At 62.5% G+C, this 23,964-nt stretch carries 21 protein-coding genes; 7 read left to right on the top strand and 14 right to left on the bottom strand.

Annotation, left to right across the window (positions count from 1 at the left end):
* Window positions 1-94 precede the first annotated feature (94 nt).
* Together BTW07_RS12060 and nspC are read left to right on the top strand one after the other, a co-directional pair.
* Window positions 95-1,294 carry a saccharopine dehydrogenase family protein gene (locus tag BTW07_RS12060; protein WP_075570414.1) on the top strand — a complete coding sequence of 400 codons (1,200 nt, stop codon included), beginning with the start codon at window positions 95-97 and terminating at the stop codon, window positions 1,292-1,294.
* Entirely contained in the window at window positions 1,294-2,457 is a 1,164-nt protein-coding gene (nspC, locus tag BTW07_RS12055; RefSeq protein WP_075570413.1) for a carboxynorspermidine decarboxylase, read from the top strand. The genes BTW07_RS12060 and nspC overlap by 1 nt, the downstream gene beginning before the upstream one ends.
* An 87-nt stretch (window positions 2,458-2,544) precedes the next feature.
* Here the strand turns inward: nspC and BTW07_RS12050 are convergent, their stop codons facing one another.
* The 5 genes from BTW07_RS12050 to BTW07_RS12030 all read right to left on the bottom strand — a co-directional run bounded on the left by BTW07_RS12050 (window position 2,545) and on the right by BTW07_RS12030 (window position 6,682).
* On the bottom strand, window positions 2,545-3,471 hold the full coding sequence (locus BTW07_RS12050) for a LysR family transcriptional regulator (RefSeq protein WP_075570412.1): 927 nt from the start codon (window positions 3,469-3,471) through the stop codon (window positions 2,545-2,547).
* 120 nt (window positions 3,472-3,591) lie between these two features.
* On the bottom strand, window positions 3,592-3,861 hold the full coding sequence (locus BTW07_RS12045) for a DksA/TraR family C4-type zinc finger protein (RefSeq protein ID WP_075570411.1): 270 nt from the start codon (window positions 3,859-3,861) through the stop codon (window positions 3,592-3,594).
* Between the two features lie 122 nt (window positions 3,862-3,983).
* Window positions 3,984-4,487: a universal stress protein gene (locus tag BTW07_RS12040; RefSeq protein WP_075570410.1), complete on the bottom strand. Its 504-nt coding sequence runs from the start codon at window positions 4,485-4,487 to the stop codon at window positions 3,984-3,986.
* A gap of 188 nt (window positions 4,488-4,675) precedes the next feature.
* The gene (locus BTW07_RS12035) at window positions 4,676-5,782 is read right to left on the bottom strand and encodes a L,D-transpeptidase (protein WP_075570409.1); all 1,107 of its coding nucleotides are present in this window, start codon (window positions 5,780-5,782) and stop codon (window positions 4,676-4,678) included.
* A 183-nt stretch (window positions 5,783-5,965) separates the two neighbouring features.
* Window positions 5,966-6,682 (bottom strand): murein L,D-transpeptidase catalytic domain family protein, encoded by a 717-nt coding sequence (locus tag BTW07_RS12030; RefSeq protein ID WP_244158358.1) that lies wholly within the window; start codon window positions 6,680-6,682, stop codon window positions 5,966-5,968.
* Window positions 6,683-7,026: 344 nt separating this feature from the next.
* On the opposite strand from BTW07_RS12030, the gene BTW07_RS12025 reads away from it, so the two are divergent.
* On the top strand, window positions 7,027-8,523 hold the full coding sequence (locus BTW07_RS12025; RefSeq protein ID WP_075570408.1) for a carbon starvation CstA family protein: 1,497 nt from the start codon (window positions 7,027-7,029) through the stop codon (window positions 8,521-8,523).
* 126 nt (window positions 8,524-8,649) lie between these two features.
* Here BTW07_RS12025 and BTW07_RS12020 read toward each other — a convergent pair whose 3' ends face one another.
* The 3 genes from BTW07_RS12020 to BTW07_RS12010 form a co-directional block, all read right to left on the bottom strand.
* On the bottom strand, window positions 8,650-10,887 hold the full coding sequence (locus BTW07_RS12020) for an NADP-dependent isocitrate dehydrogenase (protein ID WP_075570407.1): 2,238 nt from the start codon (window positions 10,885-10,887) through the stop codon (window positions 8,650-8,652).
* A 329-nt stretch (window positions 10,888-11,216) separates the two neighbouring features.
* Window positions 11,217-12,290, bottom strand: coding sequence for a lactonase family protein (locus tag BTW07_RS12015; RefSeq protein ID WP_075570406.1), 1,074 nt, complete (start codon window positions 12,288-12,290; stop codon window positions 11,217-11,219).
* Window positions 12,291-12,438: 148 nt separating this feature from the next.
* On the bottom strand, window positions 12,439-13,449 hold the full coding sequence (locus tag BTW07_RS12010; protein WP_075570487.1) for a DNA topoisomerase IB: 1,011 nt from the start codon (window positions 13,447-13,449) through the stop codon (window positions 12,439-12,441).
* A gap of 155 nt (window positions 13,450-13,604) precedes the next feature.
* On the opposite strand from BTW07_RS12010, the gene BTW07_RS12005 reads away from it, so the two are divergent.
* Window positions 13,605-14,846 (top strand): DUF2254 domain-containing protein, encoded by a 1,242-nt coding sequence (locus tag BTW07_RS12005; protein WP_198651248.1) that lies wholly within the window; start codon window positions 13,605-13,607, stop codon window positions 14,844-14,846.
* Between the two features lie 140 nt (window positions 14,847-14,986).
* Here the strand turns inward: BTW07_RS12005 and efeO (BTW07_RS12000) are convergent, their stop codons facing one another.
* From efeO (BTW07_RS12000) to efeU, 4 genes are all read right to left on the bottom strand, one after another.
* Complete coding sequence (gene efeO / locus BTW07_RS12000) at window positions 14,987-15,844, bottom strand: iron uptake system protein EfeO (protein WP_075570404.1); 858 nt, start codon at window positions 15,842-15,844, stop codon at window positions 14,987-14,989.
* A 96-nt stretch (window positions 15,845-15,940) separates the two neighbouring features.
* On the bottom strand, window positions 15,941-17,395 hold the full coding sequence (gene efeB / locus BTW07_RS11995; RefSeq protein WP_083941805.1) for an iron uptake transporter deferrochelatase/peroxidase subunit: 1,455 nt from the start codon (window positions 17,393-17,395) through the stop codon (window positions 15,941-15,943).
* Window positions 17,396-17,419: 24 nt separating this feature from the next.
* Window positions 17,420-18,577 (bottom strand): iron uptake system protein EfeO, encoded by a 1,158-nt coding sequence (gene efeO, locus BTW07_RS11990; RefSeq protein WP_075570402.1) that lies wholly within the window; start codon window positions 18,575-18,577, stop codon window positions 17,420-17,422.
* 3 nt (window positions 18,578-18,580) lie between these two features.
* On the bottom strand, window positions 18,581-19,429 hold the full coding sequence (gene efeU / locus BTW07_RS11985) for an iron uptake transporter permease EfeU (RefSeq protein WP_075570401.1): 849 nt from the start codon (window positions 19,427-19,429) through the stop codon (window positions 18,581-18,583).
* Window positions 19,430-19,820: 391 nt separating this feature from the next.
* Between efeU and gbdR the strand changes: the two genes are divergently transcribed.
* A complete protein-coding gene (gene gbdR, locus BTW07_RS11975; RefSeq protein ID WP_075570399.1) occupies window positions 19,821-20,942 on the top strand; it encodes a choline metabolism transcriptional regulator GbdR in 1,122 nt (373 codons plus the stop codon).
* A gap of 69 nt (window positions 20,943-21,011) precedes the next feature.
* On the opposite strand, the gene BTW07_RS11970 is transcribed toward gbdR, so the two are convergent.
* Window positions 21,012-21,359 (bottom strand): AzlD domain-containing protein, encoded by a 348-nt coding sequence (locus BTW07_RS11970; RefSeq protein ID WP_075570398.1) that lies wholly within the window; start codon window positions 21,357-21,359, stop codon window positions 21,012-21,014.
* Window positions 21,356-22,093, bottom strand: a complete 738-nt coding sequence (locus tag BTW07_RS11965; protein WP_075570397.1) for an AzlC family ABC transporter permease — start codon at window positions 22,091-22,093, stop codon at window positions 21,356-21,358. Before BTW07_RS11965 ends, BTW07_RS11970 begins: the two co-directional genes overlap by 4 nt.
* 286 nt (window positions 22,094-22,379) lie before the next feature.
* On the opposite strand from BTW07_RS11965, the gene BTW07_RS11960 reads away from it, so the two are divergent.
* Window positions 22,380-23,357, top strand: a complete 978-nt coding sequence (locus BTW07_RS11960; RefSeq protein ID WP_075570396.1) for a dipeptidase — start codon at window positions 22,380-22,382, stop codon at window positions 23,355-23,357.
* Window positions 23,358-23,422: 65 nt separating this feature from the next.
* Window positions 23,423-23,953 (top strand): DUF5943 domain-containing protein, encoded by a 531-nt coding sequence (locus BTW07_RS11955; protein ID WP_075570395.1) that lies wholly within the window; start codon window positions 23,423-23,425, stop codon window positions 23,951-23,953.
* Window positions 23,954-23,964: the final 11 nt, after the last annotated feature.

The raw sequence follows: 23,964 nt of genomic DNA, 5'->3' as shown, positions 1-23,964 counted from the left end.
TGCGCTGAAGAGTTGCCCAATCATTTGACAAGCCCTTGACCACTATCGATAAGACCTTATCACTGTTGACTTTTCCCGATCTGGAAGTGAATTCATGAGCAAAGTCCTGATTGTTGGCGCCGGCGGCGTCGGTGGTGTCGTTACTCACAAGTGTGCCCAGCATCCCGAGGTATTCAGCGAGATCTGTCTCGCCAGCCGTAACGAAGCCAAATGCAAGGCGATCGCCGAGCAGTTGTCGCGTCCGATCCAGACCGCCCAGGTCGATGCCGACAGCGTCGAGGCGCTGGTTGCGCTGATCGAGTCTTTCAAGCCGGACATCCTCATCCATGTGGCCCTGCCGTATCAGGATCTGACCATCATGGAAGCGTGCCTTCAGACCGGCGTACCGTATCTGGATACGGCCAACTACGAGCATCCCGACGAGGCCAAGTTCGAATACAAGGAGCAGTGGGCGTTCCAGGATCGCTACGCCAAAGCGGGCGCGATGGCCACCTTGGGCTGCGGGTTCGACCCGGGCATGACCAACATCTACTGCGCCTACGGCCAGAAGAATCTGTTCGACGAGATTCACCGGATCGACATTCTGGACGCCAACGGCGGCGACCACGGCTATCCGTTCGCCACCAACTTCAACCCGGAGATCAATATTCGCGAAATTACCGCGAACGGTCGCTACTGGGAGAAGGGCGAGTGGGTCGAAACACCGCCGCTGGCCGAGAAGCGCAAGTTCGACTTCGACGGCATCGGCGAGAAGGATCTGTATCTGCTCTATCACGAAGAGCTGGAATCGCTGTCCCAGAACATCAAGGGGCTCGAGCGTATCCGCTTCTGGATGACCTTCTCCGAGAAGTACATCACCCACCTCAACGTGCTCGAGAACGTGGGCATGACCCGCATCGAGCCGATCAATGTCAACGGGGTCGAGATTTCACCGCTGCAGTTCCTGAAGCAGGTGCTGCCGGACCCGGCGTCACTCGGCCCGCGCACCAAGGGCAAGACCAACATTGGCGTCATCCTCGACGGCATCAAGGATGGCAAGCGTCGCAAGGTGTACATCTACAACATCTGCGATCACGAGAAGTGCTACGAGGAAGTCCAGTCTCAGGCGATCTCCTACACCACCGGCGTACCGGCCGTGACCGGCGCGATGCTGATGCTGCAGGGCATCTGGAAAGGTGAGGGCGTTTACAACGTCGAGCAGCTCGATCCCGACCCGTTCATGGAGCGCATCGGTGAGATGGGACTGCCGTGGCAGATGGTCGAGCTCGATCCCGACCAGGATCCGCTGGCCTGATGGCAACGAACGACATCGCCTATCCCTTCGACGTGGGCGCCTGCCCGTCGCCGGCCTACGTGGTCGACGACGCCTTGCTGCGTCGCAACCTCGAGCTGCTGGGCCGGGTGCAGGCCGACAGCGGCGCGAAAATTCTGCTGGCGCTGAAGGGTTTCGCCATGTGGGATACTTTCCCGTTGGTCAGCCAGTATCTGGTCGGGACCACCGCCAGCGGTCAGGATGAAGCGCGCCTGGGTGCCGAGACCTTCGGTGGCGAGGTGCATGTCTATTCGCCGGCGTTCACCGCGCCGGAGATGGACGTGGTGCTGCGCTACGCCGACCACCTGAGCTTCAATTCGCCGCGGCAGTGGCGGCACTTTCGTGAGACCGTGCTAGCGTCGCCGCGGAGGGTCTCCTGCGGGCTGCGAGTGAATCCCGAGCATTCCACCGGCGACGTGGCGCTGTACGACCCCTGCGCGCCGGGCTCACGGCTGGGCACAAGGGCTGCGGATCTGGCGCCGGAAGACATCGAGGGGCTGGAGGGGCTGCACTTTCACGCGCTCTGCGAGCAGAACAGCGACGCGCTGGAAGCGACTCTGGGTGCCTTCGAGCGGAAGTTCGGCCAGTATCTTGCCAATCTGCGATGGGTGAATTTCGGCGGCGGTCATCACATCACGCGGGCCGACTACGATGTCGAGCGGCTGGTGCGGGTGATTCGTGAGTTCAAGTCGCGCCATCCACACCTGACGGTGTACCTGGAGCCGGGGGAGGCGATTGCGCTCAACACCGGCTATCTCGTTTGCAGCGTGCTGGATATCGTCGAAAACGATGGCCTCATCGCGATCCTGGACACTTCGGCCACGGCGCACATGCCCGATGTGCTGGAAATGCCCTATCGTCCGGAGATCATCGGCGGTGCCAAGCCTGGCGAGAAGGCGCACACCTATCGCCTGGGCGGAACGACCTGCCTGGCCGGCGACGTGATCGGCGATTATGCGTTCGATGCGCCGCTTGAGATCGGCGATCGTCTCGTGTTTACCGACATGGCCCACTACACCATGGTCAAGACCACCACCTTCAATGGCATCCGTCTGCCGGCGATCTGCCGGATCGACGAGGCAAGCCGCGAGGTACGCACGGTCAAGACCTTCGGCTACGTGGACTACATGCAGCGGCTGAGCTGATCGGCTCGACTCGCGCATGATTCGACGCCTCGCACTGCGGGGCGTTTTTCATGGCGGGCGCGTTCTCGCGACGAAACGAAACGCAGACTATCCCGATGTCGACGCCAGCGATCGGGAGGACTGATACTGGGTGATGATATCCAGCAGCTCCTGCCCGAAACCGGGCAGGACGTGATCTTCGCGGATCAGCACGCTGCGCTCTCGATATGCCCAGGCGTCGCTCAAGTGCCGGACGCTCAGTCGCATATGATCCTGATAGCGTAGCGCACAGGATTCCGGAAGAATCCCCACGCCGACGCCGGCTTCGATCATGCGACATGCCGATTCGAACCCGAACACCTGAATTCTGACCGGTAGCGGCTTGCCGAACTCCAGCGCCTTTCTTTCCAGATAGTGGAAGAGGGTACTGCCCTCATGCAGAGTGACATGTGGGTAGTCCAGCGCATCTTCGTAGGTGATCTCGTCACGCTCGGTCAGGGGATGATCGAGCGGGGTCGCCAATACCAGCCGGTCCCGGCTGAAAGGCAGCGTCTTCAACCGCGAAGGTACCTCGACGCCGACCATGATGCCCAGAATTCCCATGTCGGCCGTGCCATCGAGAACGCCGCGAATGATATCGCTGGTCAGGCGTTCCTGAAGATCCACGGTGATGCCGGGACGCGAAGCGAGAAAATCGGACAGCACCTCGGGCATGAACTCGATCACCGCAGTGGTGTTGGCAAATATCCGGAGATGGCCAATGACATCACTGGCATAGCCGGAGAATTCGCTTTTGACACGTTCGACCTGGTGCAGGATGAGACGCGCATGCTGCAAAAGGCGCTCTCCCGCCGGTGTCAGTTCGACGCCCTGGCTGCTGCGATAGAACAGCCGGCTTTCCAGTTGCGCTTCGAGTGACTTGATCCGACCGCTGACCGCGGCGGTGGAAAGGTGCGCGCGCTGAGCCCCGGCCGTCAGGCTGCTCTCTTCCGCCACATGAACGAAAATGCGCAGGTCCGCGAGATCGAAATGCATGAGGTCGGACTCCTTCAGCGCTCGGCAGGCTGTGACAGCGATCCGATGATTCTATCATCACCCTTGGCCGATGCCCGGCACACCGTGCCAGCCGATCGTGTTGGCATGGGAGTCTGGTCGCTAACGCAACTGGCTATCCTTGCTGCCGCGACGATTGTAGTTGGCGTGATGGGTCTGATGGCGGTCCGCTTCCGCCTGACAGTCGATGCACAGGCGAACGCCGGGCACCGCCTGACGGCGGGCCTCCGGGATCGGAGCCTCGCACTCTTCACAGATCGTCAGACTGGGGCCCTGGTTTCGCAGCCGCTGGCGCGCCTGCTCGATGCCATCTTCGACGGTGCTGTCGATCTGCTCCTGCACCGCGCCGTCCTTTGCCCAACCGCTAGCCATGGAATGCCTCCTTATGGGCGTCCTTCGAGAGCGCTTGAGGCTCTCCGAGTCCATTCAGCATGGTGGCGATGCGCAAGTCCCGCAAGCTCGCCATGACGGCAATGCCGGGCTGTCGCCGAAGATCAGTCGAAGTCGACGAACTCGTGGGGTGCCTGAGTTGCATGCCGATGCGGAGTCTCGTGTACGCAGATAACACGACAGTTGGCAACATGGGTCACCTTGTGCGACACGCTGCCGATCATCAGCCCTTTGAACTGCCCCATGCCCCGGCTGCCCATCACGATGGCATCGACGCCCAGCCGTTCGGCTTCGGAGACGATCATGCGTGCCGGCGAACCCTGCTTGACGAGCGTATCGAACTCCCCGTTATAGCCGGGGAAGGAGGGTAGCGTATCGAGCGCGGCATCGATTATGGCGTGACCCTCGCGATCGGCGGTATCCACCGAAGCCGCCTTGATCGCTGCTTCCACGCTGAGCAGTTCGCCCTTATGCAGTTGTGGGTAAGGGTCGCGAACGTTGAGCAGATACAGCTTGCCCTGAACCGGTGCTGCCAACTGGCAGGCAACGTTGAGCGCGATATGGGAGTCCTCGGAACCATCGATGGGGACCAGCAGAGACTTGAACATGGACACCTCGCAATCGTGAAAGCATCGAATGGAAGCGCTCGGGTACCGCCTGGTTGCTGATTGCCTGTCGCTGCGGCGAGCCGAGTCGCCTTTCGACTCTCAACATAGGCTACCCGCGATGAATGTCATAGCGGATAAATGTCGCACAGTGTGACGCACCCCAGGACGAGCGGGGATGCCTGCCGGCGTCAGCGGTCGGCGGCGGATGGGGGCAGCGTCACGGCATCATCGAGCCAGCTACGGGGGCCGACGCTATCGATCACCCGGATAGGCTCACCGCTATTTTCCGCGGTGAGATGGGCATCGGTCGCGACCAGCACGGTGCCGGGTTCCAGCAGAGGTAACACCTTCCGCTTGAAACCATCGGGCACGACCACCTGATTGACGAGGCTGGTCGAGACAGGATGGCCGGCAGTGCTTTCGTAGCCGGGTACGCCAATCGCAATCCAGGTCGGCATGGGAAGAGTACGCAGGGGCATTTCATCGCTCTCTCGAGCCGGCGGTGGATGGAAATGGCCTTCGACGATATAGGCGCGCGTACCCGTCACCCTATCGGGGCTGCCGATCTCGACGCGCGAACGGCCAATCTCGACGCCATTGCGATAGACCACGATCAGGCGATCGCTACGGCTGAGAACCATCGAGACCGGGCCTTCGGAAGGAGGGTCCATGGCCCAGCGCCAGCTGCTGCCACTGTCCAGCAGAGGAATCTCGACACCACTGCCAGTATGGGCATCGATGGGGCTCAATGGTCCCGGGTGAACCACGGAGATCGGCGCCTGGCCCGCCTCCGCCACGACCACCGTCATGCCCAGGTTGGAAGCATCGAACAACAGGCGAGCGAATTCGGTCGGCAAGTGGACGCAGCCGTGGGATTCCGGGTAACCGGGCAGCCCGCCGGCATGCAGCGCCACGCCGTCCCAGGTCAGGCGTTGCTGATACGGCATCGGTGCATTGCCGTAGAGATTGGAGTAGTGGTCCTTGTCCTTCTGGAGCACGGTAAAGACGCCGGTCGGCGTCTCGTAACCCTCGCGACCGGTACTGATGCTCGTCACGCCGATGAGGATCCCGTTGCGATAGACGTAGGCGCGCTGCTCGGTGAGGCTGACGACGACGGCCATCGGGCCGGCATGCCTGTTATCGCCACCCCAGATCCAGGCGCCGGGAGGAAGCTGATCGATCGGCGTATCGACAGGGCTTGACTGTTTCTCGCCCCAGTAGGGCACGGCGAAGCTCGCTGGCGACACCAGCAGGGTGACGATCAATAGCAGCAGTGTAATTGCCGTGCGTGACATGCTGACTCCCTCGACCGACGCGCCGCAGAACGACGCATTCTCGATTCACGTCGTCCCCACTGCCGGGATCGGTGGCTGCTGTTGGTGGGGCGGCCGCCAACGATGGGGTGACTGCCATGAACAGGGTACTCGCTATCGACGTCGTGCGCGCCCCCTCCTGCACTCGATAAAGGCGAGGCTTGATCAGCGCGTGCCGAGGAAATACTCGGCGGTGTCCTGTTGCTCGACGCGGGCCTGAGCGCACTGCGCCAGCGCCGAATTCATCAGCCATTCCCGTTCGGGATAGTAGGAGAAGATGAACTGGCCCTCCTTGAGCACGTCGATGACATCCCCTGCGACGCCGGGACGCAGAGCGGGGCATCCCCAGCTACGTCCGAGTCGTCCCTGACGCTCGGCGATGCCAGGATCGACGTAATCGGCGCCGTGCATCACGATCGCGCGGCTCATGGCGGCATCGTTGAAGCCGGGCTCGAGCCCATCCATACGCAACGAGTAGCCGTTCTTGCCCTCGTAGGTCCGACGCGTCACGAACAGACCCAGGCTCGAGGCGTGCGAGCCTTCCTGATTGGAAAATCGATCGGGAACGTCGCCCCCGGAACCTTGCCCGTGGGCCACGACTTCACGGTATAGCAGCTTGTGCCGGGCGAGGTCGAAAACCCACAGGCGTGGTGTCTGCGAGGAGCGGCTGTAATCGATGATCGCCAGGCGCTGCGCAGCTTCGCCCACGCCGTGGCGCTGGGCGCACTGCATGGTGGCAAGACCCAGGGCGATGACGTCGGGATCGGCGTCCGGGGCGAGCTGCTCGAGGGATGTCGCGGTGGGTTGATACACCACATCGGCACGAGCCAGAAGATCGGGAGAGGGCGGTGGTGTCGACGCGACCGCGGGAAAGATCGACATCGATATCACGATGGCAGCCGTTACGGCTCTCGAGGTCAGGGAGTCGACAAGAGGCGCCGAGAGTAAGGAAACATATGTCTTGATCATCGAAGCGGTTACCCGATGTGACGGGAAAGGCGTCAGCATGCGGGACAAGGCGAGACCCGGCAAGCGCCTCGGGGCCGAATCCGCCACTAAAGTCTAAATGTAATTATTTGACCTTTCGTAAATTGGCGCGGATAATCAGACCGCGAACGCGTGGTTCGCCACGCACCTGTCCACGTACCTGCAGGATGAAAGCGCCTGCCGGATCACAGTACCTGCCGGATGCCCACAAGGCGTCCTCATCGCTCCAGGGGCCCTAGATGATTACATTCATTGGATCGATCCTGCTATTGATAGCGGGCTACTTCACGTATGGCAAATTCGTGGAACGCGTATTCGTCACCGATCGCAAGCGACGCACGCCCGCGTTTACCATGCGCGACAACATCGACTACGTGCCAATGAATACGACGCGTAACTCGTTGATCCAGCTTCTCAATATCGCTGGCGTTGGCCCCATCTTCGGCCCGATCCTGGGCGCCCTTTACGGTCCGGTGGCGTTCATCTGGATCGTGATCGGCTGCATCTTTGCGGGCGCGGTGCATGACTATCTCACCGGCATGATCTCGATCCGTAATCACGGCGCTCACCTGCCGCAGCTGGCGGGCAAGTTCCTGGGCAAGGTGATGAAGCACGTCGTCAACGGTTTCGCCATCCTGCTGCTGCTGTTGGTCGGCACCGTTTTCGTCACCTCGCCGGCGGCGCTGCTGGCCAACATGACGCCGCTGTCGATCACGCTGATCACGATGGTGATCTTCGCCTACTATCTGCTGGCAACGCTGCTGCCGATCGACAAGGTGATCGGGCGCATCTATCCCTATTTCGGCGCGCTGTTGCTGTTCAGTGCGTTGGGTATCGGGCTCGGCATGATCTTCACCGGCGCGCCGATCCCCGAACTCTCTTTCCAGAATATGCATCCACAGGGTGCTCCGATCTTCCCGCTGCTGTTCCTGACCATCTCCTGTGGTGCGCTCTCCGGTTTTCACGCCACCCAGACGCCGATCATTTCGCGGACGACAGAGAACGAGGGCAATGGCCGCAAGATCTTCTACGGCATGATGATCACCGAAGGCGTCATCGCGATGATCTGGGCGGCGGCTGCGATGAGCCTGTTCCATGGCGACCAGTCACTGTCCGACGTGCTCGCGGCCGGCGGCCCTGCCGCGGTGGTCAGTGAAGTGTCGACCACCATGCTCGGCGCCATCGGCGGAACGCTGGCAATTCTCGGTGTCATCGTGCTACCGATCACCTCGGGCGATACGGCTTTCCGCAGCGCGCGCATGATCATTGCCGACTACCTGAAGATCGACCAGCGTCCCATCGTCAAGCGCATATTCATCGCCGCACCGCTGTTCGTGGTTTCCTACGCGCTGACGCACATGGACTTCACGCTGCTGTGGCGCTACTTTTCCTGGGCCAACCAGACCACGGCGGTCATCGCCCTGTGGGTCGCCACCATGTATCTGGTACTGGCGCGCAAGCCGCACCTCATCACGTCGATTCCGGCGACCTTCATGACCATGGCGACCTTCACCTATCTGGCCTACGCGCCAATCGGGTTCGGTCTGTCGTTGCAGACCAGCTATGTCGTTGCCGCCATTGGCACGCTGATCTGCATCGCCCTGTTCATGAAGCGGGTGCGCCGCCTGAGCGGCGGCATCTTTGCCGTTGACGAGCCGGAAGTGCCGACCTACCAGAATGGTAAGGCGACCGGATTGCTGGCAACGAGTTTATTGTCGATATCGCGTTTTTGGTAAAGTCTCCCAAGCGCAATCAAACGGGCCCGTGCCATTGGCACGGGCCCGTTTCTTTTTGACTCCGCCGCTGCCGAAGCAGGGCGGACAGCGCTGGCACCGGCTCGGGAGTCCCGAGCCGGTCGCCGATCAGGAAGCCTGGTAGAGCTTGCCCAGTGCGGCGTTCAAGGTCCTGCTGGGGCGCATCGCCTCGCTGACCAGCTCGCCATTGGGGTGGAAGTAGCCCTTGATATCCACCGGCTTGCCTTGCACCGCGTTGAGCTCATCGACGATGGTGTTCTCGTTGTCGCCGAGCGTCCTGGCGATCTCCTCGAACAGTGACTTCAGCTCGCTGTCCTCGGTCTGGGCGGCCAGCTCTTTTGCCCAGTAAAGCGCCAGGTAGAAATGACTGCCACGATTGTCGAGTTCACCGACCTTGCGCTTGGGAGACTTGTCGCTGTCGAGGAATTCGCCGTTGGCCTTGTCCAGCGTCGCCGACAGGATTCGGGCACGAGCATTGTCGAAGGTGCTGCCGAGGTGTTCGAGGGAGGCCGCGAGCGCCAGGAATTCACCCAGCGAGTCCCAGCGCAGGTGGTTCTCTTCCAGGAACTGCTGGACGTGCTTGGGCGCGGAGCCGCCGGCACCGGTCTCGAACAGGCCGCCACCGTTCATCAGCGGAACGATGGAGAGCATCTTGGCGCTGGTGCCGAGTTCCATGATCGGGAACAGGTCGGTCAGGTAATCGCGCAGCACGTTGCCGGTGACGGAGATGGTGTCCTCGCCCTGACGGATGCGCTCGAGCGAGACCTTCATCGCTTCGACCGGCGCCAGGATGCGGATGTCCAGACCGTCGGTGTCGTGATCCTTGAGATAGGTCTCGACCTTCTCGATCAACTTGGCATCGTGGGCCCGGTTGGCGTCGAGCCAGAAGATCGCCGGCGAGCCGCTTTCACGGGCGCGGGTGACGGCCAGCTTGACCCAGTCCTTGATCGGCGCGTCCTTGGTCTGACACATGCGCCAGATGTCGCCGGCTTCGACGTCATGGCTGAACAGCGTCTGACCATTGTCGTCGGTGACGACCACGGTACCGTCGGCCGGGATCTGGAACGTCTTGTCGTGAGAGCCGTACTCTTCGGCTTTCTGGGCCATCAGGCCGACGTTGGGCACGCTGCCCATGGTGGTCGGATCGAAAGCGCCGTTCTTGCAGCAATCTTCGATCACCGTCTGGTAGATGGTGGCGTAGCAGCGGTCCGGAATGACCGCCTTGGCGTCATGCAACTGGTCGTCGGTGCCCCACATCTTGCCGGAGTCGCGGATCATCGCCGGCATGGAAGCGTCGATGATCACGTCGGACGGCACGTGCAGGTTGGTGATGCCCTTGTGGGAGTTGACCATCGCCAGCGAGGGACGCTCTTTATAGAGCGCTTCGATATCGCTCTTGATCGCGTCCTGCTGTTCGCTGGGAAGCGATTCGATCGAGCTGTATAGATCGCCGATGCCGCTGTTGGAGTTGAAACCGGCTAGCTTGAGCGCATCGGCGTGCTTCTCGAGCACCTCCTTGTAGAACTCTTCGACCACGATGCCGAACATGATCGGGTCGGAGACCTTCATCATGGTCGCCTTCAAGTGCAGCGAGAACAGCACGTTGCGCTTCTTGGCATCCTTGATTTCGCTGTCGATGAAGTGACGCAGACGACGGCTGCTCATGCTTGCGGCGTCGACGACTTCGCTCTCCTTGACCGCGAGACCGTCCTTCAGCGTGATGCGAGTGCCGTCTTTCTGCTGCAGTTCGATCTTGAGCTTGCCCGCCTTGGCGATCACGGCGGACTGCTCGCTGCCGTAGAAGTCGCCTTCGCTCATGTGAGCGACGTGAGACTGTGATTCGCTCGACCACTCGCCCATGCGGTGCGGGTACTTGCGGGCGTAGTTCTTGACCGACTTCGGCGCCCGACGATCGGAGTTGCCTTCACGCAGCACCGGATTGACCGCGCTGCCCTTGGCCTTGTCGTAGCTGGCCTTGATCGCCTTCTCTTCGTCGTTCTTCGGTTCTTCCGGATAGTCCGGCAGGGGATAGCCCTGGCTCTGCAGTTCCTTGATGGTCGCCTTGAGCTGAGGGCCTGAAGCGCTGATGTTGGGCAGCTTGATGATGTTGGCTTCCGGGGTGGTCGCCAGTTGCCCGAGCTCGGCCAGATCATCGCTGACGCGCTGGTCGTCGCCAAGCAGATCCGGGAACTGGGACAGTACGCGCGCCGCCAGCGAGATATCGCGAGTCTCGACCGTGATGCCGGCGGTGCCGGTAAAAGCTTCGATGATCGGTAGCAGCGAGTAGGTGGCCAGCGCGGGCGCTTCGTCGGTCAGGGTGTAGATGATCTTGGGCGTATTGGACATGTCTATTCGTTAACCTCTTTTTGGCAATGGCACGACGTATCGAGCATGGGTGAACACTCGAATGTGCGTCGCACTTCGTGCGGATTGATGCGTTGGCGCCGGGACGCCGGGCGGCTTTCGTCGGCTGATGCTCGCCACTCTCTTCGGCTCGCTCACAGGGCGCAATACACCTCGCTGGCGATTCCCGATATCGGAGAACGGTGACCAGCGAGGTCTGGAAATCGGTCGCGGCAGCGGTACTTTCAAGTTGTCGACAACCTGCGCTCGGCCAGAGTATACCAGCGCCGCGTGACCAACGCATTCGCGCGGCGCGCAGCGAAGCATGCCGGCTAGCCGAGAGAGACGATTTCCACCCAGTTGGTCTTGCTGCCGACCGGTGTGTCGCTGAGGTGCGTCAATGCTCCGCTCGCCGAGTCGATGCGATAGAGCGCCAGATGATCGCTCAGCTCGCCGGCTGCGATCAGATAGCGGCCGGTGGGATCGATCTCGAAGCCGCGCGGCTGCTTCACGGTCGGCTGATTGGCGACGAGATGCAGCTCGCCTGAGTCGGGGTCGGCGCGCAATATGCTCAAGGTGCTGCTGGTGCGCTCGGAAAGGTAAAGATAGCGACCGTCCGGGGTGATATGAAGATCGGCCGCCCACACACGTGGCGTATCGTCACCGGCGGGGATCTCTTCCCGAGGCATGCCCGGCGCCAGCTCGAGCGTATCCGGCAGGCCCTGGCTGACCGCGACTCGAGACAACGTGCCATCGTCGGCATCCAGCGCGAAGGTCGTTACCGTCGCGTCGAACTCCCCCAGCACGTAGACGAACCGACCATTGGGCGAGAAGACGAAGTGGCGCGGGCCGGTGCCACTGGCGGTGTCTGCGGCGGGCGTTTCATTGGGAACGAGGGCGCCGTCGGCAAAATGGAACTGGGCCACACGGTCGTCGCCCAGGTTGGTGGCGAACACGTGGTGATTGTCCGGCGTTGCCATGATCGCATGCGCCCGGCTGCCGGTTTCCAGCGTCTGGGTGGCGTCGCCGGCGACACCGTTGCCGTCGATAGGGCTGACGCTGACGAGGTTGCCGCCATAGGAGGCGGCCAGCAGATAACGTCCGGAGCGGTCGGTGGTGATGTAGGCCATGCTGCCGTAGAGCGCGCCGCTGCCGAGCGGGGTCAAGGCGCCCGTGCCCGCCTCGATACGGTAGCTCAGCACCCGCAGCGGGTCGCTGCGAATGGCGGCGTAGAGCGTCTGCCTGTCCGGACTCACGGCCAGCGGCATCACGTTTTCGGCCGCTTCGGTCGTGGCCAGCGGCAGCAACCGTTCGGTCTGGCGATCCAGGCGATAGCTGCCGATGGTGCCATCCCCTGCATTGGCAACGTAGACGACAGTATCGGTCGAGGGCTCGGCTGGGTTCATGGGGCTTTCCTTGGGCGGTTGACGGTTGACGGTTGACGGTCGATGGGCGACCAGCGGTCGAGGATAAACCTCCTTTCTAGCACCGGCGACTTGGTGACGTCGATTGCCGATAGGTCGATAGATCAATCGACGAGTGAAGGTGCGATCGTCAACCTGACGTTTTCAGACGGCTCTGCAGCAGCCTGAGAATGGCCCGTTCGTCCGGCCCGGTGAGCTTGTCATCGGTATCCAGCTCGGTCTCGACCAGCTTGCGAAAATGGTCCAGTGTCCGGCCGTCGAGATAGCTTTCCACCACGCGCGGATCGATGTAGCTCGCCTTGGCGATGCTCGGCGTGTTGCCCAGCGTCTTGGCGACCCGCTCGATCGCCTGGCGCACGTTGCTCTGGCTGACCTTGTCGTTGTCGCCGGGGCCGAGCTCCTCCAGTGCCAGCGCGGCAATCGACGTGCCGGCCCAGGTACGAAAATCCTTGGCGCTGAAACGCTCGCCCATGACCTCGTGGATGTAATCGTTGAGATCGTGACTGTCGACTCTCACCTTGCGGCCGTCTTCGTCGAAGTACTTGAAGATTTCGTAGCCAGGGATGTCATCGAGCTCGCCGACGATCCTGGCCAGGCGCTCATCCTCGACCACGCGATGCTGCTGCTGGCCGCTCTTGCCCTGATAATCGAAAACCAGCTCGTCGCCGTCGATGGTCAGGTGTTTGGAGCGCATGGTGGTCAGGCCATAGGATTCGTTCTCTTCCCGGTAGCGCTCGCTCCCGGGGCGAAAGTAGGCGCTGTCGATCAGCCTCACCATGCAGGCGAGCACCTTCTCTCGAGGCATTCCCTCGAGGGTGAGATGCTGGCCGGTGACGCGACGCATGGGGGTCAGGCGGCGGGCGAATTCGACGATCCGATCGAACTTGAGAATCTCGCGCTTTTCGCGCCATTCGGCGTTGTAGATGTACTGCTTGCGTCCGGCGCTGTCGCGGCCGGTGGCATGAATGTGGTGGCGTTTGTCGAGCACGATTTCGACATCGCGCCAGGCAGGTGGAATCGCGAGCGACCGGATCCAGTCGCGCCAGGCGTCGTCGCTCAGCGTGGTCCCGGCCGGTGTACGGTAAGTGAAGCCCTTGCCGCGACGATGGCGGGTCACCACCCGTGGGGGCGTCTTGGTCATGGCAAGCTCCTTTTGCCCAAACCGATTGTCGATGCTGTCCGTCATCATGATGAACAGGTTCGATCAGAATAGACCAGCCTCGGCAAAAGGCTCGTCGATAGCCCGTTTGGCGTAGACTGAGGGTGATTCAGTCCAGGGATGGGAACCGTATGTTAATGGGGCGCTTTCAATGGGTGTGGCGTCAGCTGCGCCGCTCTTTGTGGTACCGCGCGACGCTCTTTTCGTTGGGCGGCGTGGTCACGGCACTGGTCGCCTGGCTGGTGACGCCCTGGCTGGACGTGCCGTCGGTGGTCAGCATCGGCGCCCGCGCGGTGGACAGCATTCTCAATATCATCGCCTCGAGCATGCTGGCGGTGACCACGTTCTCGCTCGGCGCGATGGTGACGGCCTACGGTTCGGCGACCAGTAACGTCAGTCCGCGAGCCAACCTTCTGCTGATCGAGGACCGCGTGACACAGAACACGCTGGCAACCTTCATCGGCGCGTTCCTGTTCAGTCTGGTCGGAATCATTGCACTGGCGGCCGGCATCTACGATGAGGATGGCCGGACACTGCTGTTCGCGGCGACGCTCGTCGTCATCGTGATGACGGTCTACCAGTTGATCAAGTGGGCCGGATATCTGACTCGGCTGGGTCGGGTGCGAGACACCATCGACAAAGTGGAAACGGCGGCCAGGAAAGCGCTCGAAGGGCGCATGGATCAACCCTATCTGGGTGGCCAGGCGATGCCTTCCACGGTGCCGGAAGGGCTCGAGCCGGTTCGTGCCGGCAAGGTGGGTTATCTTCAGCACATCGACATGCCGCTACTGGATTCGCTGGCCGAGGATCTGGGACATGCCATCTACGTGCAGGCATTGCCGGGAACGTTCCTCGACATGACCAAAGTGCTGGCGTCGACGCCCACGCTGGACGAGACGCGTGCCGAGAAGATTGCCGAGGCCTTCACGATCAGTCCGTCGCGGCGTTTCGAGGAGGATCCGCGATTCGGCATCATCGTGCTGGCGGAGGTGGCGTCGAGAGCGTTATCGCCGGGAATCAACGACCCCGGTACGGCGATCGACATCATCGGCTGCGGCGTTCGGGTGCTGACGCCGTGGGTACGGCATGCCGAGGGCGGTATCGACGAGTCGGACCAGCCGGTCCGGCATGTGTATGTCGAGGCATTACAAACGAAAGACCTGTTCGAGGATTTCTTCACTCCCATCGCTCGCGACGGCGCCGCGACGGTAGAGGTCGGCATTCGCCTGCAGAAGGCACTGAGCGCGCTGGGGGCGATCGGGGACAACCGCGTCAAGCGCCTCGTCGACGAACATCGTGAACGGCTCGTCAAGCGCTTCGATATCGGACTGACGCTGGAAGAGGACCGTCAGCGTGTGAAGGCGGCGCGGACGGCATGAACCGGTTCCGACGCGATGGCGGACAGCATTCGAACGGCGGCGCCGAACGAACGGGGCCGGCGGTCAGCCGGCCCAGTTAAAAAGCCCACCCTGGCTGTCAAAGAGCCATTGCGGGCTTCGGCACACTGTCGCGGGATGACTCAGTTCAATCCGAGCAGGCCGCGCAGCGTCGACAGATCCTCGGCGAGGACCGTTACCGGACCCGTCAAGGCGCGACGGTCGGCATCGCTGACCTCGTCATAGGATTCGAACCCCGCCTGGGGATCGTCGGGATCCAGGCGGTAGTCGGCCAGCGTCTTTTCCACGTCGTCGAAATTGTCCTCGACGCGCGCCACGAAATCGGCGTCTTCCTGGGCCGCCAGCGGCCTGAACAGCTCGAAGATTTCGCGAGCGCCATCGACGTTGCCCTGAAAGTCCCATAGATCGGTGCGGCTGTAACGATCCTCTTCACCGGAGATCTTGGTCGCTGCGACCTCTTCCATCAGTGCGGCAGCGCCGCCAACGACGGTTTCCGGCGGAAAAGTCAGCGCCTGAACGCGGCTGTCCAGCTCCTCGACGTCGGCCATGAGGCCTTGCGCATAGGTCTTCATGCCATCGGTGCTGGCGTCGTGGAACAGCCCGTACTCCAGACGATGGAAACCGGTGAAATCGGGATCCTCGACCCCTTGTTCGTAGTCGTCTTCGCGAGCATCGATGCTGACGTCGAGATCGGCGAACAGCTCGGCGATCGGCTCGATGCGCTCGTAGTACACCCGCGTGGGGGCATAGAGCGCCTTGGCCTTCGCCAAGTCACCGGCTTCGATCGCGGCGGTGAAATCCTCGGTATGCGTGACCAGTTGCTCCAGATTGTCCAGGACATACAGCTTGTAGTCGGCGACGGGGCCGACCAGCGCCTCCGGTGCCACGGCAGCCTGCGCGGTGGCGGTCACCGACAGCAGGCCGAGGGTGCCTGCCGCGATCCAGGTTTTCGATGTCTTGCAGGGTTTCGGTATTTTCATTGTGAGGCTCCATTGAATGATCCGGGTGCCAGTCGGCGGTCGTGAATCCACGGCCCGTCTTCGCGAGCGATGTCGTCTTCCAAAAATCGAATTGGCTCAAGCGGTCGCCGCCAGCAGGCTGCGCCCCAGGTAATCGTTATCGTCTCTCGCGCCAGGCAAGACGAAGAAATAGCCACCGCCCACCGGCTTGATGTACTCCTCCAGCGGTTCACCATCCAGGCGACGCTGGACAGTAATGAAACCGGCTTCCAGATCGGCCTGGAAACAGAGGAACAAAAGGCCCATGTCCAGCTGTCCGTTGGCCTCGACGCCGTTGGAGTAATTGAACGGGCGCCGCAGGATGCGATTTTTCTCAGTGGCGGGCGTGCGAGGATTGGCCAGGCGGATATGCGCGTCGAGCGGGGTGATCTTGCCCTCCGGATCCAGCGTGTAATCGGGCACGTCCTGCTCCCTGCCTTCCGCGGCGCCGTCGGAAAGCGGCGCGCCGCTCATCTTGCGCCGGCCGAAGATCGTCTCCTGCTCATTCAACGGGGTACGATCCCAGCGTTCGACGAAATTGCGGATGATGCGCGCCGCGAGGTAACTGCCGCCTTGTGCCCAGGCCGGCTCGTCATGATCCCGACCGACCCACACCAGCTCATCCATCAGCGCCTCGTCGTCGCCGTCGGGATTGGCGGAGCCGTCGCGGAAGCCGAGGAAGTTGCGGGCACTGCCATCGATATCGCCCGGCGCGGGCGGCAGCAGCGGTACGGTGCCTTCCTGCTTCCAGCGCACCATCAGCAGTCCCGGCGTGTTCTTGATGATGTCGCGCAGGGCGTGATAGCCGGTATCCAGCGTGTTGGCGCAGATCTGCAGCGCGAGGTCGCCATGACAGCGGGCGGCGTCCAGGGCGTCGTTGGGAAAACCTTCCATGCGCTGCAGGCGTTTCGGCCGGGCACTCGCCAGACCGTAGCGTTCGTCGAACAGGGAGTCGCCGACCGCGACGGTCACGGTCAACCCGTCAGGGGCGATCACGGGACCCAGAGTGCCGGAGTCCGGCGGCGGGAACAGCGGATCGCGTTCGGGTATCCTGCCGCCCTGGGTCAAAAAGGCGATGCGCTCGGTCAGAACCCTCATCAGTTTTTCGAGGTCGTCCCGATCTCGCGCCAGTACGTCGAACGCCACCAGCATGCCGGTCGCGGGGCGGGGTGTGACGATGCCCTGCTGATGCTCGCCGTGAAAGGGGTAGCGCAGCTCGGCATCCTGTTGCTGCGGCGCGCTGGTGACATCTTCGCCGTGTCCGGTGGCGGCCAATGCCCGGGCCGGACAGGCTCCACCGAGACCGGTGAACCCTAGACCCAGTCCCAGGCCGGTCAAGCTGGCGCCCTTGAGAAAACGGCGGCGCTCGGCGTGGGCGGGCGACGGGGGATCCGTTGGCGGATGACCTGCCTGCCGGTCGTCTGCCTGCTGAGGCTTTGTCTTTTGAGGCTTTGTCTTTTGAGACGTCGTCTGCTGACACGCTGTCTGCAGAGTGGTGAAAGGGCAGCGTGAAGAACGATCTGATTGGCTCATAAGCGGTGACCTGACCGGTGTCGATTAACCTTCCAGAGTGAGAGCTTGGTTGATGCCGGCGAGCGACTTGGCCACGGCATCGGTCGCCCGCAGCAGGCCATCGGCGTCGCCTTGCCCCGATGTCGATGATCCGGACGCGGTCGGGAGTTCCTGCTGCAGCGAATTCAACTGGGTCTGGAGCGTCTGCAAGGTATCGGGAGACTGACGCTCCAGCAGCGGCGAGAGCAACGAGACGATCTTGTCGGCGCCTTCCGTCAGTGCCACGAGATCGTCGAGATCACGCTCCCCGATGGTGCGGTCGTCACGGTGATGGTCGAGCCACGTCTCGAGCACGCGAGCGGTGCCGTCGGCCAGCTGCGCGGGAGGAATCGATGCACTCTTGAGTCGAGCGGCAAGCGTGTCCACATCCGTGACCAGCCGGTCGGCAATCGCGTTCAACCCGGCAGTGCTTTCATCGGTGAACAGGCCCTCGGCAAGCCGATGGAAGCCGACGAATTCAGGGTCCTCACCGCGTTTCTCGAAATCGTCGGCATGAGCGTTGAGACGCTGATCGAGATCGCTGTAAAGACCGATCGGCATGGCCAGATGCAGATCGATACGACGCGCCTGGCGGAACGCCTGGCGGGCCGCCTCGAGGTCATCGGTGGCGATGGCATCGCGCAGGTCGCCGGCGCTGGCCTGCAGCTTTCGCAGCTGCAGGGTGGTATAGACGCGATATTCCGCCAATGGCCCGATGAAGGCGGTCGCCGGAAGTGGCGAAGCTTCGGCGTCCGACTCGCTGGCCCTGACATGCAGCGCACCCTGCGGGTTGCTGAGCAGGCCGCAGGTCATCACGTAGTCGCCGGCTTTCAGCGTGGCGGTCAGCGGCTGACGCAATCCGGGCGCGATATTCTCGCGCTCCGCGAGCACCATCACGCCGTCGATGATCTCCCATTCGATGGCGCGGTCGGACTGGTTGACCACGGTGAAGGTGCGTCGTCCGGCGGCGACTTCCAGTTGATCGGGCTGACAGCCGGTGGCGGTGACGTTGACGATGTAATCACTGTCGCCGACGGGCTGAACGGCCTTCAGCGAGAGCGTGAAAACGCCCAGCGCGACGATCATCAGGAGCAGGGAAAGCACCAGGCCCAGGCGCATGGCGCGCGGTGATGGCGGGGCAAGTTGAGCGGCGGTCCGGGTCATGGGTCAGTCTCGTTCCTGCCGGGAAGACGCCGGCGCCGTTACGTAGGCTCGCGCCGAGGGCGTGCGTAACAGCCACAGCGCAACGAGCAGATAGCCGAGGTATGCCACGACCTCGCTGACGGTCGGCGCTGGTTGATAGCCGAAGATGCCGGAGAACAGCGAACCCAACGGCGTATCCAGCGGCAGGCTATCGCTCAGGTCGAAAACCACTTGCTGAGCATGGTTCCAGAGTCCCGCTTCATGCAGCGCGCGGACGGACCCCGAAAGCAGCCCGGCGGCGACCAGCAGAATGAACAGACCGGTGGCCCGGAAGAAGTGCCCCAGCGGTAACCGCAGGCTGCCGCGGTAGAGTGCCAGACCGATGAGCGCGGCCAGGCCCAGACCGAGGAGTGCCCCCAGTGGTGCATGAGCGCCGTGACTCTGCTGAAAGACCGCCAGCAGAAAGAAGATCGATTCCAGTCCTTCGCGCGCCACGGCGAGAAATACCATCGCGATCAGCGCGTAGGTGTGCCGCCGACCGCTGCGGAACGCCTGGTCGAGCGCCTGTGTCAGCTCGTCGCGCATACCGCGAGCGGCGCGGCGCATCCACAGCACCATCCAGGTCAGAACGCCGACGGCGAAGAAGCCCACTATCGCTTCGAACAGTTCCTGCTGGCGCTGCGGGAACTCCGCGCTCGCAAACTGCAGCCCGGCGCCGACGAACAGGGCGAAGGAGACCGCCAGAAAAATGCCGATCCACACCGCAGGCATCCAGGCGGCGCGACCGGTCTGGCGTAGATAGCTGGCAATGATGCCGACGACGAGAGCGGCTTCCAGCCCCTCTCTCAGCATGATCAGAAACGGTACCAACATGGCAGAAATCCCACGGTGGGTCGCGGCGAACGACGAGGCGACAAGGGTAACGGTAACGCTGTGAATGATACTCGTTATCACCTCCGCCCGGTAACACTTTTTCACGTTCTGCTCGAATCGCGACACCGCTGCAGCGTGGGGAGATAGTTTGTTCTAAAAACGACATCGAGGTGCCTAATGACGATGACGATGTCGCGCAGAGATAAAAACGCATGCGTCGTACCGTCACAGGGATTACAGTCGAATCAGACCGAAAAGACGCAAGGACAGTCGGATAACGGTCGCTGTCAGGAGCTGTCCAGCGCTGATGAATCGCCATGGACCGAGAGCGACAGACGCCAGGGAACCGTAATAACAATAACCACCGTTATATCCTTGGAGGAGAAGTGAAATGGCAATCTATCCCCCTCAAGGCGCCGCCCGAAAAGGCGCTGCGCCTGAGCCCCAGACACTCGGTTTTCTGCTGCTGGAAGACTTCACCCTGATCTCGCTCGCCTCGGCGATCGAGCCGTTGCGCATGGCCAACCAGCTCGCCGGCCGCGAACTCTACCGCTGGTACGTAATGACGATGGACGGGGCGCCGGTGAGAGCCAGCGACGGCATGCAGGTGACGCCGGACGCCAGCGCTCACGCGCCGTTGAGACTCGACTGGCTGGTAGTATGTGGCGGCGTCGCGCCGCAGCGCTCCGTTACGCCGGCATTGCTGACCTGGCTGCAGAGCCGTCAACGCCAGCTACGGCGAATCGGTTCGGTGTGTACCGGTAGCTGGGCGCTGGCTCAGGCCGGCCTGCTGAATGGTTACGATGCCAGCATCCATTGGGAGTGTCTGGCCGCGATTCAGGAAGCCTATCCGCGCACGGCCTGGAGCACGCGGCTGTTCTCGATCGATCGCGATCGCTTCACCGCTTCCGGGGGGACCGCGCCGCTGGACATGATGCTCAATCTGATCGGGCGCGATCACGGTCGGGAGCTGTCGGCGGCCATCTCCGAGATGTTCATCTACGAACGGGTGCGGGGCGAGGAAGATCAGCAGCGGGTGCCGCTCAAGCATGTGCTGGGCACCACGCAGCCCAAGCTGCTGGAAATCGTGGCGTTGATGGAAGCCAATATCGAGGAGCCGATCGAGCTCGACGAACTGGCGAACTACGTCGACGTCTCCCGGCGCCAGCTGGAACGCCTGTTCCAGCGTCATCTCCACTGTTCGCCGTCGCGCTACTATCTCAAGCTGCGACTGACGCGAGCGCGGCAGCTGCTCAAGCAGACGCCGCTGCCGATCATCGAAATCGCCTCGGCGTGCGGTTTCGTCTCCACGCCGCATTTCTCGAAGTGCTACCGGGAGTTTTTCGGTACGCCACCGCGTGAGGATCGCGGCGAGACGCTGAAGATTCGAAGGCTGGAGCCGGCGATAATCCCGCTGGCGGGCAGCGAACCGCTGATGCAGTCCAGCAGCGCCACCGTCGCCTTGAGCCATGCTCGGGGAGAGCCGACCTACGCCAGCATCGCGCTGGGCTGAAGGCGGTGGATCGGAACGCTATCGGTCGGGCGGCCCCAGGGCCGCCCGATGTCGTTTCGCCCGCGTCACCTAGACGACCATTCTGGTCGCAACGACCATCAGCCCGAAAGTGAATACGCCAGCCACCACCGGCCAACCCAACGAGCGTGTCCGCCGCCACACCGCGAGCGTCACACCGAGTCCGATGACCGTCGCCAGCCAACCGGGGACATCGGCAGTCCGTGGCACCAGCGACACGCCCAGCACCGCGGCGATCATCATCGGGCCCAGAATCACCAGCCACTTCGGCAGTGCATCGACAGGGCCGTCGTCATCGGTACGCGTCAGTCGCCGCTGTATCCACAGCAGTGGCAGCAGCCGGAGCAGATAGGTGCCCAAAGCGGCGATGATCATGGCGATCCAGAGTGAGAGGCTCATGGGCGTCCTCCCCGGGTGGGCCCGGCCGTCTCCGGCAGGCGGATCATGTAGAAGCAGAGCGCGCCGCAGGCGGCTGCCAGCGGAATCCCGATATTGGTCAATCCCGTCAACGTGCAGAGCAGAGCGATGGCAATGGTGACACCGAGTGCGGCCGCCCAGCGCCGCGAGGTGAATCGCGGCACGATCAATACCAGAAACAGCGCCGGCAGCGCGAAGGGCATCACTTCGCCGAGCAACGGCCAGCGGCTCGTCAGCCATTCCCCTGCGACCGCGCCCAGCAGGGAGCCTGCGATCCAGCTGAGCCAGGCGAGCATGGCCGCACCGAAGAACCAGCCGACACGCCGGGATGCCGGCAACTGGGGCAAACGGCTGTGGGCCAGGGCGAAGACCTGATCGGTCAGACCGTGCATCAGCCACGGCCACCAGCGGCTCTGCGGCAGCCAAGGGGCGATGTTGGGGGCGTAGACGACATGGCGCACGTTGATCAGCAGGGTCATCGCCACGGTCAGCCACAGCGGAGAGCCGCTGGCGATCATGCCGACGAACAGGAACTGCGAGGCCCCGGCGTAGATCAGGGCCGAGATCGCCAGGGTTTCGGCGGTACTGAAGCCGGCCTGGGTGGAGATCAGGCCGAACGAGACGGCCACCGGGATGTAGCCGCCCAGCAGGGGCATCGCCTCGCGCACGCCTGTCAGCCATCCGCTGGACTGGCGCGATGGTTCGATATCGGACATTCGGTCTGTCTTCCCTGGCAGAGACGGTAGTGAGCAGCGGATCTGAACGTTCTATCCAACGCGCCCGCGTGCGTCAATCTCGCTTCGCATCGTCGGCACCGCCGGCTCGCGCTGTCGCGTACAGGACATTGAAGGTGGCGCAATCGGAACACTCGGATTCGCTTTCGGTCGTCGGGTGAGGCGAGCGCGGGGATATGCTGCGCGGAACGCTCGTCTTCTGGTCTCCGGTCGCACCATCCGACGCCGCGACGGCCTGAAAGGCGCACAAACCAAGGAGGAGTTCCGCATGCCGACGTCAACGCTCCACGACGACGCCATCATCATCGATGGCCTGATCATCGCCAAATGGGATCGTGCCCTGTTCGAGGATATGCGCAAGGGAGGGCTGACGGCCGCCAACTGCACCGTTTCGGTATGGGAGGACTTCGAATCCACCGTCGACAACATCGTTGGCGTCAATCAGTTGATGCGTGACAACGCCGAGCTGGTGCGTCCGGTGCATACCACCCGCGATATCACTCGCGCCAAGGAGGAGGGCAAGACCGGCATCATCCTGGGTTTCCAGAACGCCTACGCCTTCGAAGACAAGCTCGGCTACATCGAGATCTTCAAGAAGCTCGGTGTCGGGATTACCCAGCTCTGCTACAACACCCAGAATCTGGTCGGCACCGGCTGCTACGAGCGCGACGGCGGGCTCTCCGGCTACGGGCGCGAAGTGATCGCCGAGATGAATCGGGTCGGGATGATGTGCGATCTCTCTCACGTCGGCTCCAAGACCTCGGAAGAAGTCATCCTCGAGTCGAAAAAACCGGTCTGCTACTCCCACTGCCTGCCTACCGGACTCAAGGAACATCCCCGCAACAAGCGTGACGACGAGCTCAAGTTCATCGCCGATCACGGCGGTTTCGTCGGCGTCACCATGTTCACCCCGTTCCTGCGTGCCGGCGTCAACGCCACGATCGAGGATTACGTCGAAGCGATCGTCTACATCATGAATATCGTCGGCGAAGACGCCATCGGCATCGGTACTGACTTCACCCAGGGCCAGGACGAAGCCTTCTTCGAGTGGCTGACCCACGACAAGGGCTACGCGCGCCGCCTGACCCGCTTCGGCGAGATCATCAATCCCAAGGGCATCCGCACCATCGGCGAGTTCCCCAACCTGACTCAGGCGCTGCTGGACCACGGACTCTCCGAGCCGGTGGTGCGCAAGATCATGGGAGAGAACTGGGTGCGGACACTACGCGACGTCTGGGGCGAATAAGCCGGCTCCTCGAGCGTCTTGGAAGGTTTGGCTCGTGCCAAAGAACAATTCTTGAGGTAACCGAAATGACCCAAATAGCCCCGGAACTGCCGATCGACGTGGACAGCGATACTGGTGTCTGGACGACCGATGCACTGCCGATGCTCTACGTGCCGCGGCACTTCTTCATCAACAACCATACGGCCGTCGAGCAAGCGCTGGGCGTCGAGACTTACGCGAGGATCCTCTACGACGCCGGCTACAAGTCGGCCTGGTTCTGGTGCGAGAAGGAAGCCGAGCTGCATGGCATCGAGGGTGTCGAAGTGTTCGAGCACTACATGAACCGATTGTCCCAGCGGGGCTGGGGTAAGTTCGTCACCGAGGCGATCGAGCTCGACGCGGGAACCGCTCGAGTACGCCTCGAGCACTCCTGTTTCGTCTACCAGCTCGGCAAGACCGGCAAGCGCGAGGAGTACATGTTCACCGGCTGGTTTGCCGGCGCGATGGATCAGATTCTCGAAGCGCGCGGTAGCGACGTTCGCACTCGCGCCGAGCAGACTCAGAGCGGTGCTGAAGACGGCTGTGACGTGGGCTATTTCCAGGTCTCTCCACGCTGAAAGCGATCTGT

The sequence above is a fragment of the Salinicola socius genome (assembly GCF_001937195.1).
Taxonomy (GTDB): Bacteria; Pseudomonadota; Gammaproteobacteria; order Pseudomonadales; family Halomonadaceae; genus Salinicola; species Salinicola socius.
This window is presented reverse-complemented; position numbering and strand designations above follow the sequence as displayed.

Coding starts and splice junctions, on each gene's coding strand:
- BTW07_RS12060 (WP_075570414.1), top strand. CDS start 95: ATGAGCAAAGTCCTGATTGTTGGCGCCGGCGGCGTCGGTGGTGTCGTT.
- nspC (WP_075570413.1), top strand. CDS start 1,294: ATGGCAACGAACGACATCGCCTATCCCTTCGACGTGGGCGCCTGCCCG.
- BTW07_RS12050 (WP_075570412.1), bottom strand. CDS start 3,471: ATGCATTTCGATCTCGCGGACCTGCGCATTTTCGTTCATGTGGCGGAA.
- BTW07_RS12045 (WP_075570411.1), bottom strand. CDS start 3,861: ATGGCTAGCGGTTGGGCAAAGGACGGCGCGGTGCAGGAGCAGATCGAC.
- BTW07_RS12040 (WP_075570410.1), bottom strand. CDS start 4,487: ATGTTCAAGTCTCTGCTGGTCCCCATCGATGGTTCCGAGGACTCCCAT.
- BTW07_RS12035 (WP_075570409.1), bottom strand. CDS start 5,782: ATGTCACGCACGGCAATTACACTGCTGCTATTGATCGTCACCCTGCTG.
- BTW07_RS12030 (WP_244158358.1), bottom strand. CDS start 6,682: ATGTCGATCTTTCCCGCGGTCGCGTCGACACCACCGCCCTCTCCCGAT.
- BTW07_RS12025 (WP_075570408.1), top strand. CDS start 7,027: ATGATTACATTCATTGGATCGATCCTGCTATTGATAGCGGGCTACTTC.
- BTW07_RS12020 (WP_075570407.1), bottom strand. CDS start 10,887: ATGTCCAATACGCCCAAGATCATCTACACCCTGACCGACGAAGCGCCC.
- BTW07_RS12015 (WP_075570406.1), bottom strand. CDS start 12,290: ATGAACCCAGCCGAGCCCTCGACCGATACTGTCGTCTACGTTGCCAAT.
- BTW07_RS12010 (WP_075570487.1), bottom strand. CDS start 13,449: ATGACCAAGACGCCCCCACGGGTGGTGACCCGCCATCGTCGCGGCAAG.
- BTW07_RS12005 (WP_198651248.1), top strand. CDS start 13,605: ATGGGGCGCTTTCAATGGGTGTGGCGTCAGCTGCGCCGCTCTTTGTGG.
- efeO (WP_075570404.1), bottom strand. CDS start 15,844: ATGAAAATACCGAAACCCTGCAAGACATCGAAAACCTGGATCGCGGCA.
- efeB (WP_083941805.1), bottom strand. CDS start 17,395: ATGAGCCAATCAGATCGTTCTTCACGCTGCCCTTTCACCACTCTGCAG.
- efeO (WP_075570402.1), bottom strand. CDS start 18,577: ATGACCCGGACCGCCGCTCAACTTGCCCCGCCATCACCGCGCGCCATG.
- efeU (WP_075570401.1), bottom strand. CDS start 19,429: ATGTTGGTACCGTTTCTGATCATGCTGAGAGAGGGGCTGGAAGCCGCT.
- gbdR (WP_075570399.1), top strand. CDS start 19,821: ATGGCAATCTATCCCCCTCAAGGCGCCGCCCGAAAAGGCGCTGCGCCT.
- BTW07_RS11970 (WP_075570398.1), bottom strand. CDS start 21,359: ATGAGCCTCTCACTCTGGATCGCCATGATCATCGCCGCTTTGGGCACC.
- BTW07_RS11965 (WP_075570397.1), bottom strand. CDS start 22,093: ATGTCCGATATCGAACCATCGCGCCAGTCCAGCGGATGGCTGACAGGC.
- BTW07_RS11960 (WP_075570396.1), top strand. CDS start 22,380: ATGCCGACGTCAACGCTCCACGACGACGCCATCATCATCGATGGCCTG.
- BTW07_RS11955 (WP_075570395.1), top strand. CDS start 23,423: ATGACCCAAATAGCCCCGGAACTGCCGATCGACGTGGACAGCGATACT.